Below are 17,914 nucleotides of genomic sequence, written 5' to 3'. Positions count from 1 at the left end.
CTGTTGCGGCTGGGGCGGGCCGTTGTCAGTGCCGTGTGTTTCACTCTCAGTAGCTGGATCTCGGGGGCCGTACGTGGTGCCGCGTCAGCCGAGTCCGGCGAGCTGGAGCAGGAGTTGTTTCACATCGGTGGCCGCGACGCGGTCTCCGACAGCGCGGGGGGTGGAGCAGATGAGGAGCGGACCGTCGTCGTCGCTCGCTGGGATGCGGCCGTGGCTGCCTCGAATAGGTGAGGGATCCAGGGGCACGACCGCCATGCGGTAGCGCATGCCGAGTTTCTTGCGGGCCAGGGCGGCGCCCGCCTTGACCTTGACGTAGGGGTCGAGGGGGTCCATGAACAGCTCGACCGGGTCGTAGCCGGGTTTGCGGTGGATCTCGACGAGCTGCGCGAAGTCGGGCGCGCGGTCGTCGTCGAGCCAGTAGTAGTACGTGAACCAGGCGTCCGGCTCCGCCACGGCGACGAGCTCGCCGGCACGCGGGTGGTCGAGGTGGTGGGCCTTCTTGCCCTCGTCGTCGAGGAGTTGCTCGATCCCGGGCAGTCCGTCGAGGGCGGCGCGGGTGGCGTCGAGGTCCTCGGGACGGCGCACGTAGACATGGGCGACCTGGTGGTCCGCGACCGCGAAGGCGCGGGAGGCCATCGGGTCGAGGTACTCCATGCCGTCCTGCGTGTGCACCTCCAGCAGGCCGGCGCGGCGCAGGGCGCGGTTGATGTCGACGGGCCGGTTCACGCGGGTGATGCCGTACTCGGACAGTGCGACGACGGTGCGGCCCTCGGCGCGGGCGTCGTCGAGGAGCGGTGCCAGCGCCGCGTCCAGGTCGGCGGCGGCCTTCAGCGACCGCGGGTCGTCGGGGCCGAAGCGCTGCAGGTCGTAGTCGAGGTGAGGGAGGTAACAGAGCGTCAGGTCGGGGTGGCGGGTGGCCATGACGTGCCGGGTCGCGTCGATGATCCACTGGCTGGAGACCAGGTCCGCGCCGGGTCCCCAGAAGTGGAAGAGCGGGAAGGTGCCGAGTCTGTCGGTGAGTTCGTCGTGCAGGGCCGGGGGCCGGGTGTAGCAGTCGGGTTCCTTGCGGCCGTCGGCGTAGTAGACGGGACGGGGGGTGACGGTGAAGTCGGTGTCGGCGCCCATGGCGTACCACCAGCAGATGTTGGCGACGGTGTAGCCGGGGTGGGCGCGGCGGGCGGCGTCCCAGAGCTTGTCGCCGGCGACGAGTCCGTTGTGCTGGCGCCAGAGCAGGACGTCGCCGAGTTCGCGGAAGTACCAGCCGTTGCCGACGATGCCGTGCTCGGAGGGATGGGTGCCAGTGAGGAAGGTGGACTGGGCAGCGCAGGTGACGGCGGGCAGGACGGTGCCCAGCGGCGCGCGGGAGCCGGACTGGCCGAGCTTCTTGAGGTGGGGCATGTGGTCGAGGAGACGGGGGGTGAGGCCGACGACGTCCAGGACGAGGAGTGGGGTCGGTCCGTCGGAGTGGATCGGTGGGGTCATGGCAGCTCCTTCAGGCCGAGGTCCGTCAACAGGTCGCGGGCGAGGGTCAGCTCGGCGGCGATGCCGTCGGTGAGCTGGGCGCGGGCGCGGGGCCGCAGCTCGGGCGGGAGGGCCTGCCAGGTGTAGGTCTCGACCTCCAGATGGCGGGTGAGCGGGTGCCGGCCGCCGACGAGCCGGGTCAGTGCTGCCGTGAGCACGGGGAGGGTGGAGGTGAGGGGCGCGGCGGGGGCCGCGTGGAGGGGGACGTGGAAGTGGGCGCGCCAGGGCGCGGTGCCGGGCAGGGTGCCGCCGTCCGCCAGGGCCTCGTCGAGGTCGTCGGTGCCGTTCAGGCCGGCGGGGGTGGCGGCGCGGGTCTGGTGCAGGAAGCGGGGTTCGGCGAAGGCGGCGAGAGCCTCGCGGACCTCGGGGAGAGAGGGCTGTTCGGCGTGCAGGGCGGCGGAGAGCTGGGACTTGACGATGGGGACGCGGGCGTCGGTGAGGGCGTCCAGGGCGGTGTGCGGGTCTTCGAAGGAGGTGGCGAGGTGGCAGGTGTCGACGCAGACGCCGATGCGGTCGTGGGCGATCGCGGTCAGCGGTGCGATGGCGTCGTGGGTGGTCTCCACGACACAACCGGGTTCGGGTTCCAGGCCGACGCGGATGGAGCGTCCGGTCAGTTCCTGGAGGGCGTCGAGGCGTTCGGCGAGGGTGACCAGGGCGGTGCGGGCCTTGTCGGCGCGGGTGTCGTCGTACGCGGTGCGCCACGCGAGGGGCAGGGTGGAGATGGTGCCGTCCGTGACGTCGTCGGGCAGGAGGCCGGCGAGGACGCGGGCCAGGGAGGTGGTGTGGTCGAGGCGTTCGGGGTCGGCCCAGTCCGGTTTGTAGACGCGGTACTTGACCTCCCCGGCACCGAAGCCCTCATAGGGAAAGCCGTTGAGGGTGACGACCTCCAGACCGCGCCGGTCGAGTTCGGTGCGCAGCCCGCGCAGTGCGGCGGGGTCGGTGACCAGGGCGTGGGCGGCGTCGCGGGCGAGCCACAGTCCGATGCCGAGGCGGTCGCGGCCCAGGCGGCGGCGGACCGGCTCGCAGTGGTCGCGGAGCTGGGCGAGGACGCCGTCGAGGGTCTCGGCGGGGTGGACGTTGGTGCAGTAGGCGAGGTGGACGGTCGAGCCGTCGGGGTGCCGGAAGCGCATGGCTCACTCCCCGCCGCGCAGGATGGAGTTGCCCTCGTGCGTGGCGTCGGCCGGGGTCACGTCGAGGACCAGCCGCCCGCTGAGTCCGTAGAAGGCTACGGGGTTGCGCCACAGCACCCGGTCCACGTCGTCCTCGGTGAAGCCCTCGTCGAGCATCAGGTCGCCGACCTTGCGGGTCTTGAGCGGGTCGCTCTTCCCCCAGTCGGCGGCGGAGTTCACCAGGACCTGTTCCGGGCCGTACTCGCGCAGGAGGGCGACCATCCGCGCCTCGTCCATCTTGGTGTCCGGATAGACGGAGAAGCCGAGCCAGGCGCCGCTGTCCTTGGCCACCTTGACGGTGGTCTCGTTGAGGTGGTCGACCAGCACCCGGTCCGTGGGCAGCGCGGACTCGCGCACCACGTCCATGGTGCGCCGCAGCCCGGCCAGCTTGTCGCGGTGCGGGGTGTGCACGAGGGCGGGCAGGCCGTGTTCGGCGGCGAGCTGGAGCTGGGTGGCCAGGGCGGTGTCCTCGGCCGGGGTCATCGAGTCGTAGCCGATCTCACCGACCGCCACCACGCGGTCCTTGACGAGATAGCGGGGCAGTTCGTCGAGGACGGGCAGGCACCGGGGGTCGTTCGCCTCCTTGGGGTTGAGGGCGATGGTGCAGTGGTGGGCGATGCCGTACTGGGCGGCGCGGAAGGGCTCCCAGCCGAGCAGGGCGTCGAAGTAGTCGCGGAAGGAGGCGGGAGAGGTGCGGGGCTGGCCGAGCCAGAAGGAGGGCTCGACGACGGCGCGGACACCGGCGGCGTGCATGGCCTCGTAGTCGTCGGTGGTCCGGGACGTCATGTGGATGTGGGGGTCGAAGATGCGCATCAGGACTCCTTGCCGTGGGGGTCGGCCGTGCCGTGCGAGGAGCGCGCGGGCTCGGTCAGGGCCAGGACGCGGTGCAGGTCTACGGGGACCGGGCGGCCCGCGGCGGTGCGTTCGGCGGCGTAGTCGGCGAGCATGCGGGCGAGTTCGGCGTCGGCGCGGGCCCGCCGGTCGAGGTCCGCCACGTGGGCCACGGGGACGCCGGTGAACAGGCACTTCAGAACGGCGTGCCGCCACTGGTGCGGATCCAGGTGCCGGGCGGCGTACGGGCCGAGGGCGGCGGCGACCAGACGGGTGTCGTTGGTGCGCAGGGCGTCCTCGACGAGCGGGAGGGCCTCGGGGCCGGGCACGAGGTGGGGCAGCGCGTACAGGACGGCACGGCGTTCGTCGGCGGTGCCCTGGGAGTAGACCCGGGCCAGCGCCTCCGGGTCGGCGTGGGCCGCGTGCAGGACGAGGACCCGGGCGGCGTCGGCGTGGGCGGGTCCGCAGCGGCGGCCCGCCTCGGCCAGGCGCAGCTCCCACACGGAGATGGGGCCGTGGCCGCCGGGGTGGGCGGCGGCCTCGTCCAGGGCCTGGTCCAGCCAGGCCCGGGCGGCTCCGCCGAGTTCGGCGGTGAGGGTGGCACGCAGGTCGGCCGGTGGGACGTGGGCGGGGGTGGTGCCCTGAATGTCCCGTCCGGCGGGGGTGCCAGCCGCGTCCTGGGTGCTCGGGGTGACGTGGGCGGCATGGGGCTGCGTCATGGGTGTGGCTCTCCCTTCAGTGGGTGGCGGAGGGCTCGCCGGAGCGGTTCGTGGGACGGGTCGCGGTCGCTGCCGCGGCCTCGCGGAGGAAGGGGAGGGAGCGTTCGGCGAAGTGGGGGCCCGCATGGGAGTGGCGCGGCAGTTCGACGACGGTCAGGCCCTGGTAGCCGGTGGCGGCTAGGGCATCGAGGACGGGCGGGAAGTCGATCTCGCCGTCACCGAAGGGGAGGTGTTCGTGCACGCCGCGGCGCATGTCCTCGATCTGTACGTGGCGCAGCCAGGGGGCGGCGGCGCGCACGCAGTCGGCGGGAGGGAGGGGTTCGAGGCACTGGCAGTGGCCGATGTCCAGGGTGAGGCCGAGGTGCTCCCGGTCGCCGAGGGTGCGCCGCAGTCGGTGGAAGTCGGCGAGGGTGGCGAGGAGGTGGCCCGGTTCGGGTTCGACGGCCAGGGGGACGCCCTCGGTGGCGGCGGCGTCCAGGACCGGGGAGAGGGACTCGGCCAGCCGCTTCCATGCCGTGTCCTCGTCCGTCCCGGCCGGCGTGATGCCGCTGAAGCAGTGCACGGCGTGGGCACCCAGGTCGGCGGCGACCCGGACGGCGCGGACGAGGAGGTCGGCGCGGCGGGCCCGGTCGTCCGGGTCCGGGTCGAGGAGGGAGGGGCCGTGCTTGCGACGCGGGTCGAGCACATAGCGGGCGCCCGTCTCCACGGTGACGCCCAGCCCGAGCGCGTCCAGCCGGTGCGCGACCCGGCGGGTGCGGGCGGCCAGGTCGTCGGCGAGCGGGTCGAGGTGCATGTGGTCGAGGGTCAGGCCGACGCCGTCGTAGCCGAGGTCGGCGAGGAGGGCGAGGGCGTCGTCGAGACGGAGGTCGGCGAGGCCGTTGGTGCCGTAGCCGAAGCGGATAGGGGGCGGAGGGTCACCGTCCGGGGTGGCCCGCGGGCCTGCGGACGCGGAGACGGATGTGGCCGTGGAGCCGCGGGCGAGCGCGGGCCCGGAGCCGTGGGCGAGCGCGGGCCCAGAGCCGTGGACGGGCGCAGGCCCGGAGCCGTGAGCGGACACAGACCCAGAGCCGTGGACGGGCGCAGACCCAGAGCCGTGAGCGGACACAGACCCAGAGCCGTGGACGGGCGCAGACCCAGAGCCGTGAGCGGGCGCAGGCCCGGACGCAGAGGCAGGCATGGACGCGAAGGCGGACGTGGCCGCGTTCGCACCCTGGTGCGGGTTCCGGCTCACGTGATGCTCACCTTCCTCATGGCCGCCCTTCGCGCGAACATCCGGCCGGCCGGGGCCAGGGCCGCGACCAGGAGGGACGTGGCGGTCGCGCCGGAACGGGCGGCGAGCGCGGCCTGGAGCGGGATCGTGGCCCGGATGCCGCCGCCGACGGCCCGTTGGGTGAGTGGGGGCGAGGGGTTGAGCGTGGCGTGGAAGTAGGGGCGGGCGGCCGTGGCGGCGTAGGCGGCACCCAAGGCGGTGGCAAGGGCGCCGCCGGTGCCTCGGGACGGACCCCCGGCGGGGCTGGAGCCCGGCAGGCCGGGGGCGGCTGCTGCCCACCGGCCTGCCGGGAGTCGGGTGCGGCGGTGGGTGACCAGCCGGGTCAGCGCCCCCGTCGTCGCGAGGGCCGCCAGCGGGGCCAGGACCGAGCCGCCGGTGGTCTCCCGGCGGGAGACGGCCGTGACCGCGAGGGTGTGGCTGCCGAGCAGTGCGGCGGAGGGCAGTGCGGCCCGGGTGCCGCCACCGGTCGCGGCCGCGCCCAGGAGCAGGTCCAGTCCGCGGGCGGCGGCCATGGCCGCGGGACCGGCCGGCGTGTGCTTCAGCCCCAGGTCGTAGGCCCAGACGGTCGCCGCCAGCGGTGCGGCCACCGCGAGGGCGGGCCGGCCGGCGCGGGCGGCGAGCAGCAGGCCGACGCCGGTGAGGCCGCAGGCCGCGGTGAGGGCGGCGGCCGGGCGGACGCGGCCGGACGGAAGCGGGCGGTGCGGGCGTTCCACGGCGTCCTCGGCGCGGTCCGCCCAGTCGTTCAGGGCCATGCCGGCCTCGTACAGGCACAGGGAGGAGCCGATGGCGAGCAGGGTGCGGGGCCCTGGGCGCGCGCCGGCCGCCGCCGCACCGGCCAGGGCGTCACCGGGGACGGTGAACAGCGCGGGCAGGCGCAGCAGTTCGGCCCAGGCACCCGCGCGGCCGGAGCCGGTCGGGCGGGGCGCGCGGGGCGTGCCGCCGCCGGGGGTCGAGGCGTCGTCCGCGCCGTCCGGGCCGCGCCCCGCGGCTCCGGCGCGTGCGGACGCGTCCCGCGCCACGGTGACCGTGCGGCTCACCGCTGCGCCCCGGGGTCGTCGGCGCCGTCCCGCAGCCGCTCGGCGAAGCCCACCAGCTCCGCGTACTGCTCGGCCAGTGACGACGGGCCATGGCCCACCGGGTCCTTGAAGTAGAAGCCCAGTTCGCCCTGCGGGCCGGACAGGCCCCTTTCGTGGGCGCGGGCGACCAGCCGCGCCAAGTCGAGTACGAGCGGCGCGGCGAGCGCCGAGTCGCAGCCCTGCCAGGTGGTCTGGAGGACCATGCGGGCGCCGAGGAAGCCGTCGAAGGCGATGTGGTCCCAGGCGGTCTTCCAGTCACCGAGCGCGGGCACGTCGTCGATGTGGACCTCGCCCTCGGGCGCGGCGCCGAGGGTGTCGGCGAGGACGCGTTCCTTGCCCGCGTTCTTGGCGGCGGCCGCCGCGGGGTCGGCGAGGGCGGCGCCGTCGCCGCCGCCCAGGAGGTTGGTGCCGGACCAGGCGCGCACGGCGAGGGCGCGTTGCAGGAACATCGGGCCGAGTACTGAGCGCAGCAGGGTCTGCCCGGTTTTACCGTCGCGGCCCGCGTAGGGCACGCCCGAGGAGTCGGCGAGCGGGGCCAGCACCGGGTGGTGCAGGCCCGTGGAGGGGGTGAAGTTGACGTAGGGGCAGCCGGCGCGCAGGGCGGCCGCCGCGTAGAGGGAGCTGGGCGGCAGCGTGCCGTCGGTGGGGACGGGTTCGGTGGAGGCGACGTTGACCACGACGGCGCCCGCGAGGCCCTGGCGCCGCACGAAGTCGCTGATGTCGGCCGCGAACACGTCGATCCACTCGTCCTGGGTGCGGTCCGGGCCGCCGTCCGCGCCCCCGGGGTGGGGGCCGCCAGGCCTGATCTCCTGGTCGGCGGCGACGAGTTCGGCGTGTACGGCGGACGGCAGGCCGTGCGGCAGGACGCCACCGGCGGCGAGGTGCTCGGCACGCTTGGGCAGCGGGCAGTCGACGGTGTCGTGACCGCCGAAGACGAGGGACGACAACGATGGCAGACCGCACGAGGCGAAGGGTGCGGTCTCGGTGACCATCCCGGTCGGCGGATGGAGCCCGGCGGCGACGGCCGCGCAGCCCGCGACAGCGGTGGTGGCCACGGAACCGCGCGCACCGATGAGCCAGACACCGAGGCGGGGGGCCGAGGAGGGGGTGGGCAGGGACGGTTCGGCGGACATGGGCAGCCTCCTTGTCGTACGCGAACCGGGTGCGAGTGCCGGAAGCGGGGCCCGGGCGCGGTGCCCGGCGAGACGGCGGGCGGAGGTCCGGCGTCCTCCGCCCGCCGCCGTTCTAGTCGCCCTTGGCGGGCAGTTCCTTCAGCTGGATGTCGCGGAAGGAGACCTGGTCGTCGGCGCCGTGGTTCTGGAGGCCGATGTAGCCGTCGGTCAGGCTCCGCTCGGGGTCCTTGTTGGTGAAGTCGTTGATCTTGACTCCGTTGAGGAACACCTGGAGGCGTTCGCCCTGGACCTTGATCTCGTAGGAGTTCCACTGGCCGGGCGGACGCAGGACCTGGTCACGGGCCTTGATGTTCGCCGACTTGAAGGAGTAGACGGAGCCCGTGGTGCGGTCGGGCGCGTCCGTGGCGTCGATCTGGATCTCGTAGCCCTTGTTCACCGCGGACCAGGGGTCGTCGGAGGCCGGGAAGCCCACGAAGATCCCGGAGTTGTCGTCCCCCCGCATCTTCCAGTCGAGCTTGAGGGAGTACGACTCCAGCTCCTTGGCCTGGTACCAGAGCAGGCCCATGCCGCCCTCGGACTCCAGGGCGCCGTCCTTGACGTCGAACGTGCCGGGGCCGGCCTGCTTCCAGCCGTCCAGGGTCTGGCCGTTGAAGATGTCCCGGTAGCCCTTGTCCGGCTTGCAGTCCGCCTTGACCTGGCCGGTGGCGTACTGCATGCCGCCGAGCAAATGGGTGCGGAAGGCCTCGTCGGCGTACGACTCCTTGGTGTGGCCGCCGCCGGTGTAGAAGGAGCGGCCGCCGCCGTAGCTCTGGCACCAGGCGATGGGGTGGTCGCCCTTCATGGTGCCGCCCTCGTAGGTGGTCTCGTCGAGGGTGGCGAGGACCTTGGCCTGCTCGCGCGGGTTGGTGCGGTAGTTGTACCACTCGTCGGTGCGCTCCCACGCGTCGTCCAGGTGCGCGGTCGACGGGTGGTCGTGGTCCTCGACGCGCACGGTGGCCTTCTGGATGGCCGGGTGCGAGGCGAAGTGGGCGCCGACGAGGCCGCCGTAGAACTCCCAGTCGTACTCGGTGTCGGCGGCGGCGTGGATACCCATGTAGCCGCCGCCGTTCTTGACGTAGTTCTCGAACGCCTTCTGCTGGTCGGCGTCGAGCACGTCACCGGTGGTGGACATGAAGGCCACCGCGTCGTACTTGGCGAGGTTGGCCGTGGTGAACTGCCTGGCCTCCTCGGTCGCGGTGACGGAGATGCCGGCCGGGGCGCCCAGCTCCTTCAGCGCGGCGACACCCTCCGGGATGGAGTCGTGCCGGAAGCCCGCCGTCTTGGAGAAGACCAGGACCTTCTTGCCCTTCTTGGACGGCTCCTTGGAGAACTCGAAGTCGTCCACGTCGTACAGCGCGCCGTCGCCGCCCCGGAAGACCAGGTAGATCTCCGTGGTGCGCTTCGGCAGCGACCGCAGCGGCACGTCGATGTTCTGGAACGTCTCCCAGCTGCCGGTCGGCGGGATGTACGCCGAGCCGTGCAGCTTGCCGGTGGGCGAGCCGGTGCGCAGTTCGACGAAGCCGCCGGCGCCGCCGGAGGAGGCCCGGACGGTCAGCTTCTTCTGCCCGTCGAACCTGTAGGGGCTGAAGGAGATCCAGTCGCCGTCGTCGATGTCGCCGACGGTCTTGCCGCCGTTGGCGCCGGTCTTGTCGTACGTCTTCACGCCCGACTGGGTGGTGAAGTGTTCGGCCTGGCGGTGCAGCGGCTGGATCACGGTGCGCGCGGTGCCGGTCAGGGCCTCCTGGCCGCCTGCCCCGCCGTCGGTGTAACTGGCGCCGACGACGCCGTAGATGTTGGCGTTGGGGTCGTGTCCGCCGTCGCCCGGCGGCGGCTTGAGGGTGCCCTCACAGCCCATCTCGCTGGTCAGCTCGTGGGCGTGGGAGTCGTGGCCGAGGCTGTAGGCGACCTTGACCTTCGAGCAGTCGACCGTCTCCTCGGGATCGGTGACGGTCACCTTGAAGGGGACGGGCTCGCCGAAGGCGGCCAGGCTGCCGTTGCCCGGTACCTCGATCTTCACCTTGGGCTCGGTGTTGCCGACCACGATGCGGACACTGGCGCTGCCGGTGTTGCCCTCGGGGTCCTTCGCGGTGAAGGTCGCGGTGTAGGTGCCGACCTTCTTGTACTTGTGGGTGGGGGTGAGGCCCTCGCCCTCGGTGCCGTCGCCGAAGTCCCAGCTGTAGGTGAGGTCCGGGGAGTCGGCGTCCTTGACGGAGGCGGTGAACTTGACCTTCAGACCGGCGGCGCCGGACGTCTTGTCGGCGCTCACCTCGGCGATCGGGGAGAAGCCGTCCTCGGCGTTCTCGATCCGGTAGAGCGCGGAGTTCTCGTCGCCCTGGAACCAGGAGACGCCGTAGTCCAGCACGTAGAGCGCGCCGTCGGGGCCGAACTCCATGTCCATGATCTGGGTGCCGGTCCACGGGAAGTCGTTGATCTTCGCGACCGTCCCGTCGGCGTTCTGCTCGATCCGCTTGATCCAGCGGCGGCCGAACTCACCCGCGAAGAAGTCGCCGTCGTACGCCTCGGGGAACTTCACGGAGGAGTCCAGCTCGGGGTCGTAGCGGTAGACCGGGCCGGCCATCGGGGACTCGGAGCCGGTGCCGAACTCGGGCACGCTGCCGTCGTCGTAGGGGATCCAGGCGGCCTGCGCGGGCGGCAGGTCGACGAGGCCCGTGTTGTGCGGCGAGGTGTTCTTCGGGGCGGCGCAGTCGAACTTCTCGCCGGAGGTCTTGGTGGCGAAGTCGTAGTCGACGTAGGCGTCGTTGTCGCCGGTGCAGAACGGCCAGCCGAAGTTGGCGGGCTTGGTCACCTTGGCGAACTCGACCTGTCCCGCCGGGCCCCGGTTCGGGTCGGCGGCACCGGCGTCGGGGCCGTAGTCACCGACGTAGATGGTGCCGGTCTTGTCGTCGACGCTCATCCGGAACGGGTTGCGGAAGCCCATCGCGTAGATCTCGGGACGGGTCTTCTCGGTGCCCGGGGCGAAGAGGTTGCCCTCCGGGACGGTGTACGAGCCGTCCTCGGCGACCTTGATGCGCAGGATCTTGCCGCGCAGGTCGTTGGTGTTGCCGGAGCTGCGGCGGGCGTCGAAGGCCGGGTTGCGGTCCGGTCGCTCGTCGATCGGCGTGAAGCCGTCGGAGGCGAAGGGGTTGGTGTCGTCGCCGGTGGACAGGTAGAGGTTGCCCTCGGCGTCGAAGTCGATGTCGCCGCCGACGTGGCAGCAGGTGCCGCGGGAGGCCGCGACGTCCAGCACCTTCTTCTCGCTGGCCATGTCCAGCGTGCCGTTGGCGCCCAGGACGAAGCGGGAGAGGCGGTTGACGCCGTCGAACTTCTCGAAGTCCTCGGCGGTGCCGGTCTCGGGGGCGTCGCCCGCGGGGGTGTCGAGCGGCGGGGCGTAGTAGAGGTAGATCGCCCGGTTGTTCTTGAAGTCCGGGTCGATGCCGACGCCCTGCAGCCCCTCCTCGTCGTGGCTGTAGACGTCGAGCTTGCCGGCGACCTTGGTGACGCCGCCCTGGTCGGTGAGGCGCAGCGTGCCGTCGCGCGAGGTGTGCAGGACGCTGCGGTCCGGGAGCACGGCGAGCGACATCGGCTCGCCCATCTCGGGTTCGCCCTTGGCGAGCGGTACCTGCTGGAACTGTCCCTCGGCGGCTGCCGGTTCATCGTGTTCCGGGTGGCCGGGGTGGGCGCCGGCGACGGTCGCCGGGGTACCCACGGCCAGCATCAGGCCGGTCAGCAGGGCGAGGGTGGTGCGAAGCCTGGTGGGTTTGGACTTTCCGAGTCTGCTTCGGTGCACGAAGTCCCTCCGGGAACGGGATGGGCCGTACGGGATGGGTGCGAAGACGTGCCGTGCGGGCGCCGGGGTGCGCCGTCACCCCGGAGGTATGGGTGTCCTGAACACTTCAGGGACGGTAACCGCGTTCTTCCGGGGCCAACACCCCTTGGGCCAGGACTGATTCAACTTTTGCCCAATGCGGGACAAAGTAGGATTCGGGCAGGTCGGACCGGGGACCGGCGGACATTCCGGCCCCCGCCCCCGACCTGCCGTGGGGCTGCGTGTATCAGCTGTCGACGCGCCCCGGCTCAGCTGTTGAACGCGGCGTCGAAGGACGCGCTGGGCGGCTCGAAGTCGAAGGCCTTGAGACGGGTGAGAGCCTCGGGGGCCCCCTGGAGCCGGTCCATGCCGGCGTCCTCCCACTCGACGGAGACGGGACCCCGGTAGTCGATGGAGCGCAGCATCCGGAAGACGTCCTCCCAGGGCACGTCACCGTGGCCGGCCGACACGAAGTCCCAGCCGCGGCGCGGGTCGCCCCACGGCAGGTGGGAGCCGAGCCGCCCGTTGCGGCCGTCGAGACGCTTGCGGGCCTCCTTGCAGTCGACGTGGTAGATCCGGTCGCGGAAGTCCCACAGGAAGCCGACGGGGTCGAGGTCCTGCCACACGAAGTGGGACGGGTCGAAGTTGAGGCCGAAGGCGGGCCGGTGGTCGACCGCCTCCAGGGCCCGCTGGGTGGTCCAGTAGTCGTAGGCGATCTCGCTGGGGTGGACCTCGTGGGCGAACCGCACGCCCTCGGCGTCGAAGACGTCGAGGATCGGGTTCCAGCGGTCGGCGAAGTCCTGGTACCCGCGCTCGATCATCGACTCGGGGGCGGGCGGGAACATGGCGACCAGGTGCCAGATGGCCGACCCGGTGAAGCCGATGACGGTGTCGACGCCGAGGCGTGCCGCGGCCCGTGCGGTGTCCTTGATCTCGGCGGCGGCGCGCTGCCGCACGCCCTCCGCGTCGCCGTCGCCCCAGATGCGGCCGGGCAGGATGGCCTGGTGGCGTTCGTCGATGATGGCGTCGCAGACCGCCTGGCCGACGAGGTGGTTGGAGATCGCCCAGCACTTCAGCCCGTACTTGTCGAGCAACTGGTGGCGGGAGTCCACGTAGGAGGGGTCCGCGAGGGCCTTGTCGACCTCGAAGTGGTCGCCCCAGCAGGCGAGTTCCAGTCCCTCGTAGCCGAAGTCGCGGGCGAGGCGGCAGACCTCCTCCAGGGGCAGGTCCGCCCACTGGCCGGTGAAGAGAGTGAAGTTGCGCGGCATGTCGCTGCCAGCCTCCTCAGAGGGCGATCGGGGTGTAGACGGAGTTCTTCTCGGCGCTCTCCTCCACCGCCGCGAGCACGCGCTGCACCTGCAGCCCGTCGGCGAAGGACGGTTCGGGCCGACGGCCCTCGGCGACGGCGTGGACGAGATCGCGCACCTGGTGGACGAAGGTGTGCTCGTAGCCGAGCCCGTGGCCCGGCGGCCACCAGGCGTCCAGGTAGGGGTGCTCGGGTTCGGTGACGAGGATGCGGCGGAATCCGGCGTGCTCCCCCGGCTCCGTACCGTCGTGGTACGACAGCTCGTTGAGCCGCTCCAGGTCGAAGGCGAGCGAGCCGCGCTCACCGTTGAGTTCGATGCGCAGGGCGTTCTTGCGGCCGGTGGCGTACCGGGTGGCCTCGAAGGAGACGAGGGCGCCGGAGGTGAGACGGCCGGTGAAGACGGCGGCGTCGTCGACCGTGACCTCGCCGGTGACGCCGTCCGCCGAGCCCGCCGACAGCCCGCGGGCGGCGCCCTCGGGCAGCGGGCGTTCCCGTACGAAGGTCTCGGTGAGGGCGGAGACGCCCGCGATCCGCTCCCCCGTCAGGTACTGCGCGAGGTCGACGATGTGCGCGCCCAGGTCGCCGAGGGCTCCGGAACCGGCCAGCTCCTTGCGCAGCCGCCAGGTCAGCGGCGCCTTCGGGTCCACCAGCCAGTCCTGGAGGTACGTCACCCGCACGTGCCGCAGCCGGCCGACGCGGCCCTCTGCCACCATCCGCCGGGCCAGCGCGGTGGCCGGCACCCGGCGGTAGTTGAACCCGACCATCGCCAACTGGCCCCGGGCGTGGGCCTCGTCGGCGGCCCGGGTCATCGCCTCCGCCTCCGCGACGGTGTTGGCCAGCGGTTTCTCGCACAGGACGTGCTTTCCGGCGGCGAGCGCGGCCAGCGCGATCTCGGCGTGGCTGTCGCCGGGGGTGCAGATGTCGACGAGGTCGATGTCGTCCCGTTCCAACAGGGCCCGCCAGTCGGTCTCGGCGCTCGCCCAGCCGTGCCGGTCGGCCGCGGTGCGGACGGCGTCGGCGTCCCGGCCGCAGATCGCGGCCAGTACCGGGTTCAGCGGCAGGTCGAAGACCCGGCCGGCGGTGCGCCAGCCCTGGGAGTGTGCGGCACCCATGAAGGCGTAGCCGACCATGCCGACGCGCAGCGGCGGTCTGGTCGCGGATGCCCCCGTCGCCCTGGTTCCGGTCCCGCTGTCGGTCCCGGTTCCGGCGGCTGATGCCTCCGCCCCGGCCCCCTCGGGCTGCTGCGGCTGTCCCATGCGGATGTCCTCCTCGTCGTGGTGGCGCGGTGGGGGGTGGGCCCCGCCCGACGGCCGGCTGGTCAGGCCGGCCATGGGGCGGCGGCCCTCACTTGAAGCCCGTGGACATGTACTGGTCGACGTTCTCCTTGTCGACGACGGCCGAGTAGCAGGTGACGGTCGAGGGGATCTCGAACTCGGCGAGGCCGCTGATGCCCTTGCCCTGGCCGAGGGCGCGGGCCAGGTCGATGGCGGAGGCGGCCATGGTCGGCGGGTAGAGCACGGTCGCCTTCAGTACGCCGCTGTCCGCCTTGATGGCCTGGAAGGCGGAGAGCGCACCCGCGCCGCCGACCATCAGGAAGTCGTCGCGGCCGGCCTGCTCGATGGCGCGCAGCGCGCCCACGCCCTGGTCGTCGTCGTGGTTCCACATGGCGTCGAAGTCCGACTGGGCCTGGAGCAGCTGGGCCATCTTGGCCTGGCCGGACTCGACGGTGAAGTCGGCGGCCTGACGGGCCACCTTCTTGATGTTCGGGTAGTTCTTCAGGCCGTCGTCGAAGCCCTTGGTGCGCTGCTGGGTCAACTCCAGGTTGTCCAGGCCGGCCAGCTCGATGACCTTGGCGTCCGGCTGGTCCTTGAGCTTCTCGCCGATGTAGTGCGCGGCGTTGAGGCCCATGCCGTAGTTGTCGCCGCCGATCCAGCAACGGTAGGCCTGGGGGCTGTTGAAGATGCGGTCGAGGTTCACGACCGGGATGCCGGCGCGCATGGCCTGCAACCCGACCTGGGTGAGCGCCTTGCCGTCGGCGGGCAGCACCACCAGGACGTCGACCTTCTTGTTGATGAGGGTCTCGATCTGGCCGATCTGCTGGGCGGTGTCGTTGGAGCCCTCGGTGACCTCGAGGGTGACGTCCGAGTACTTCTCCGCGCGCTTCTTCGCGTTGTCGTTGACGGCGTTGAGCCAGCCGTGGTCGGCCTGCGGGCCGGCGTAGCCGATGGTGACGGCCTTGCCCGGCTTGTCGTCGGCGGCCGGCTGCGTGTCCGCGGCCTTGTCGCCGCTGTCGTCGGGTTCGTTGCTCGTGCACCCGGTGAGGACGGCACCGGCGGACACGGCGGCGGCTCCGAAGAGCAGTCCTCTGCGGCTCGTGAGGTTCGTCATGACGGTGGACCCTTTCCTCAGTGCGTGCTTGCGGTACGGCGCTGGACCAGCACGGCGGCGACGATGATCGCGCCCTTGGCGATCTGCTGGACGTCGCTCTGCAGGTTGTTGAGGGCGAAGATGTTGGTGATCGTGGTGAAGATCAGGACGCCCAGCACGGAGCCGATGATGTGGCCGCGCCCGCCGGTCAGGAGCGTTCCGCCGATGATCGCGGCAGCGATGGCGTCGAGTTCGTAGAGGTTGCCGTTGGTGTTCTGGCCGGAGCCGGCCAGGACGATCAGCAGGAAGGCGGCGATGCCGCAGCACAGCCCGGACAGCAGGTAGAGGTAGAGCCGCTGGCGGCGGACGTCGATGCCGGCCAGCCGGGCGGCCTCCGCGTTGCCGCCGATGGCGACCGTGCGGCGGCCGAAGGTGGTCCGGTTGAGGACCAGCCAGCCGATGACGGTGACGGCCGCGAACACCAGGACCAGGGGCGGGATGCCGAGGATGTAGGCGTCGCGCTCGCCGAGGTCCAGGACGCTGGGCACCGTGACGACCTGGGTCCGGCCGTCGGTGATCTGTTCCGCGAGGCCGCGCGCCGAGGCCAGCATGGCGAGGGTGGCGATGAACGGCACCATCTGGCCGAACGCGATGAGCACCCCGTTGACCAGTCCGCAGCCCACACCGACCACGACCGCCGTGAAGAGGATGCCGGCGAAACCGTACTCCTGGGTGGCGACCGTGGTCGCCCACACCGAGGCCAGGGCGACGATGGCGCCGACCGACAGGTCGATGCCGCCGGAGACGATGACGAAGGTCATGCCGACGGTGACGACGCCGATCACGGACGCCTGGGTGAGCACCAGCTGGAGGTTGCGGGTGTCGAGGAACGAGTCCGGCTGGGTGATACCGCCGATCAGGACCAGTGCGGCGAGCACCCCGAGCAGGGTGAGGGTGCGGACGTCGGCACGGCCCAACTGGACCCGCCAGGGGGGCGGTCCGCCCACCGGTGCCGCCTTGCCGGTGTCGTCCCGCGGCGGGGACACGTGCTGCGTCATGACGCCGGGCTTCCTTCCATCACGAGGTCGAGTACGCGGTGTTCGTCGAGTTCACGGGCGGGGGCCTCGTGCACGACACGGCCCTCGCGCAGTACCAGCACGCGGTCGGCGAGGCCCAGCACCTCGGGCACCTCGCTGGAGACCAGCAGGACGGCGAGGCCCTCGTCGGCGAGGCGGCGGATGACCGCGTAGAGCTCGGCGCGGGCGCCGACGTCGACGCCGCGGGTGGGTTCGTCGAGCAGCAGGACCTTGCAGCCGCGCAGCAGCCAGCGGGCGAGGACCGCCTTCTGCTGGTTGCCGCCGGACAGGGTGCGCACCGGCGCGGAGGGGTTGTCGGGCCGCAGCGACAGCTCGCGGGTCGCCTTGCGGGCGGCCCCCAGCTCCGCGCCGCGGTCGATCCAGCCGCCGCGTGCGAAGCGGGACATGGCGGAGACCGACACGTTGCGGGTGACGGACTCCAGCATCAGCAGGGCCTGCGCCTTGCGTTCCTCGGGGGCGAGCCCGAGCCCGGCGCGCACCGCGGCGCGCACGCTGCCCGGGCGCAGCGGGCTCCCGTCGACGATGACCTGGCCGGCGCTCGCCTTGCGGGCCCCGTAGACCGTCTCCAGGATCTCGGAGCGGCCGGAGCCGACGAGTCCGGCGAGGCCGACGATCTCTCCGGGGCGGATCTCCAGGTCGAGGGGGGCGAACTCGCCCTCCCGGGCCAGGCCCCGCACGCTCAGGACGGGGTCGCCCCCGGGTGGTCCGGCCGGCCGGTCCGGGAAGACGTACTCGACGTTGCGCCCGGTCATCAGCGCCACCACCTCGCTGGTCGGCGTCGACTCGGCGGGCAGGCCGCCGGCGACGGCCCGGCCGTCCTTGAGGACGGTGACGCGGTCGCCGATGCGGCGGATCTCCTCCAGGCGGTGCGAGATGTAGACGACGGCGACGCCCTCGGCGGTGAGGTCGGCGACGATGCGGAAGAGGTTGTCGACCTCGTCCGGGTCGAGGGCGGCGGACGGCTCGTCCATCACGATCAGCCGTACGTCGTGCGAGAGCGCCCGCGCCATGGAGACGATCTGCTGCTGCGCCGCGGAGAGTTCGCCGACCAGGCGGCCGGGATCGACCTCCGGGTGACCAAGGCGCTTGAGGAGCTGGGCCGTTGACGCCTTGGCCGCTCTGCCCCGCACGACGAAGCCGGCGGCGGTCGGCTCGTGACCGAGGTGGACGTTCTCGGCGACCGACAGGTCCTCCACCAGGTCGAGTTCCTGGTAGATGGTGGCGATGCCGAGCCGCATGGCCGCGATGGGCGAGCGCAGGGTGACGTCCTCGCCCCGCCAGCGGATGGTGCCGGTGTCGGGCTGGTGGGCGCCGGCCAGCACCTTGATGAGGGTGGACTTCCCGGCGCCGTTCTGGCCGAGCAGGCAGTGCACCTCGCCGGCTTGGACGTCGAGGTCGACGCCGTCCAGGGCCCGGACTCCGGGGAACGACTTGGTGATGCCGGACATGCTGAGCAACGGTGGTTCTGGTGCCATGTGAGGTCCCCTCGGCGGGCATGCGGGCCGGTGTCAGGGCAGAGCGGAGCAGGGCAGGACAGGGCGGAGCAGAACAGGGCAAGGCAGGACAGGGCGCTGTGCTGAT

At 72.3% G+C, this 17,914-nt stretch carries 13 protein-coding genes; all 13 read right to left on the bottom strand.

What is annotated here, in order from left to right:
• Window positions 1-84: 84 nt before the first annotated feature.
• On the bottom strand, window positions 85-1,482 hold the full coding sequence (locus ACFW48_RS16545) for an alkaline phosphatase family protein (protein ID WP_386315218.1): 1,398 nt from the start codon (window positions 1,480-1,482) through the stop codon (window positions 85-87).
• Window positions 1,479-2,651, bottom strand: a complete 1,173-nt coding sequence (gene eboE, locus ACFW48_RS16540; RefSeq protein ID WP_386315216.1) for a metabolite traffic protein EboE — start codon at window positions 2,649-2,651, stop codon at window positions 1,479-1,481. The genes ACFW48_RS16545 and eboE overlap by 4 nt, the downstream gene beginning before the upstream one ends.
• Window positions 2,652-2,654: 3 nt before the next feature.
• The gene (locus tag ACFW48_RS16535; RefSeq protein ID WP_386315215.1) at window positions 2,655-3,503 is read right to left on the bottom strand and encodes a TatD family hydrolase; all 849 of its coding nucleotides are present in this window, start codon (window positions 3,501-3,503) and stop codon (window positions 2,655-2,657) included.
• A complete protein-coding gene (locus ACFW48_RS16530) occupies window positions 3,503-4,240 on the bottom strand; it encodes an EboA domain-containing protein (RefSeq protein WP_386315213.1) in 738 nt (245 codons plus the stop codon). The genes ACFW48_RS16535 and ACFW48_RS16530 overlap by 1 nt, the downstream gene beginning before the upstream one ends.
• Window positions 4,241-4,256: 16 nt before the next feature.
• Window positions 4,257-5,141 (bottom strand): sugar phosphate isomerase/epimerase family protein, encoded by an 885-nt coding sequence (locus ACFW48_RS16525; RefSeq protein WP_386315680.1) that lies wholly within the window; start codon window positions 5,139-5,141, stop codon window positions 4,257-4,259.
• 326 nt (window positions 5,142-5,467) lie between these two features.
• The gene (locus tag ACFW48_RS16520; RefSeq protein ID WP_386315211.1) at window positions 5,468-6,547 is read right to left on the bottom strand and encodes an SCO3242 family prenyltransferase; all 1,080 of its coding nucleotides are present in this window, start codon (window positions 6,545-6,547) and stop codon (window positions 5,468-5,470) included.
• Window positions 6,544-7,719, bottom strand: coding sequence for an inositol-3-phosphate synthase (locus ACFW48_RS16515; RefSeq protein WP_386315209.1), 1,176 nt, complete (start codon window positions 7,717-7,719; stop codon window positions 6,544-6,546). The genes ACFW48_RS16520 and ACFW48_RS16515 overlap by 4 nt, the downstream gene beginning before the upstream one ends.
• 112 nt (window positions 7,720-7,831) lie before the next feature.
• Entirely contained in the window at window positions 7,832-11,473 is a 3,642-nt protein-coding gene (locus ACFW48_RS16510; protein ID WP_386315678.1) for a ThuA domain-containing protein, read from the bottom strand.
• A gap of 359 nt (window positions 11,474-11,832) precedes the next feature.
• Window positions 11,833-12,831: a sugar phosphate isomerase/epimerase family protein gene (locus ACFW48_RS16505; RefSeq protein WP_386315207.1), complete on the bottom strand. Its 999-nt coding sequence runs from the start codon at window positions 12,829-12,831 to the stop codon at window positions 11,833-11,835.
• Between the two features lie 16 nt (window positions 12,832-12,847).
• Complete coding sequence (locus tag ACFW48_RS16500) at window positions 12,848-14,125, bottom strand: Gfo/Idh/MocA family protein (RefSeq protein WP_386315205.1); 1,278 nt, start codon at window positions 14,123-14,125, stop codon at window positions 12,848-12,850.
• A gap of 88 nt (window positions 14,126-14,213) precedes the next feature.
• Window positions 14,214-15,257 (bottom strand): substrate-binding domain-containing protein, encoded by a 1,044-nt coding sequence (locus ACFW48_RS16495; RefSeq protein WP_386315204.1) that lies wholly within the window; start codon window positions 15,255-15,257, stop codon window positions 14,214-14,216.
• A gap of 17 nt (window positions 15,258-15,274) precedes the next feature.
• Window positions 15,275-16,294 carry an ABC transporter permease gene (locus tag ACFW48_RS16490; RefSeq protein ID WP_386315202.1) on the bottom strand — a complete coding sequence of 340 codons (1,020 nt, stop codon included), beginning with the start codon at window positions 16,292-16,294 and terminating at the stop codon, window positions 15,275-15,277.
• A complete protein-coding gene (locus ACFW48_RS16485; RefSeq protein ID WP_386315201.1) occupies window positions 16,291-17,808 on the bottom strand; it encodes a sugar ABC transporter ATP-binding protein in 1,518 nt (505 codons plus the stop codon). Before ACFW48_RS16485 ends, ACFW48_RS16490 begins: the two co-directional genes overlap by 4 nt.
• Window positions 17,809-17,914: the final 106 nt, after the last annotated feature.

The organism is Streptomyces sp. NPDC058812 (assembly GCF_042744565.1).
GTDB classification, from domain to species: domain Bacteria; phylum Actinomycetota; class Actinomycetes; order Streptomycetales; family Streptomycetaceae; genus Streptomyces; species Streptomyces thinghirensis.
Note: the sequence above shows the minus strand (reverse complement) of the source record. Positions and strands in the feature narration are given on the sequence as shown.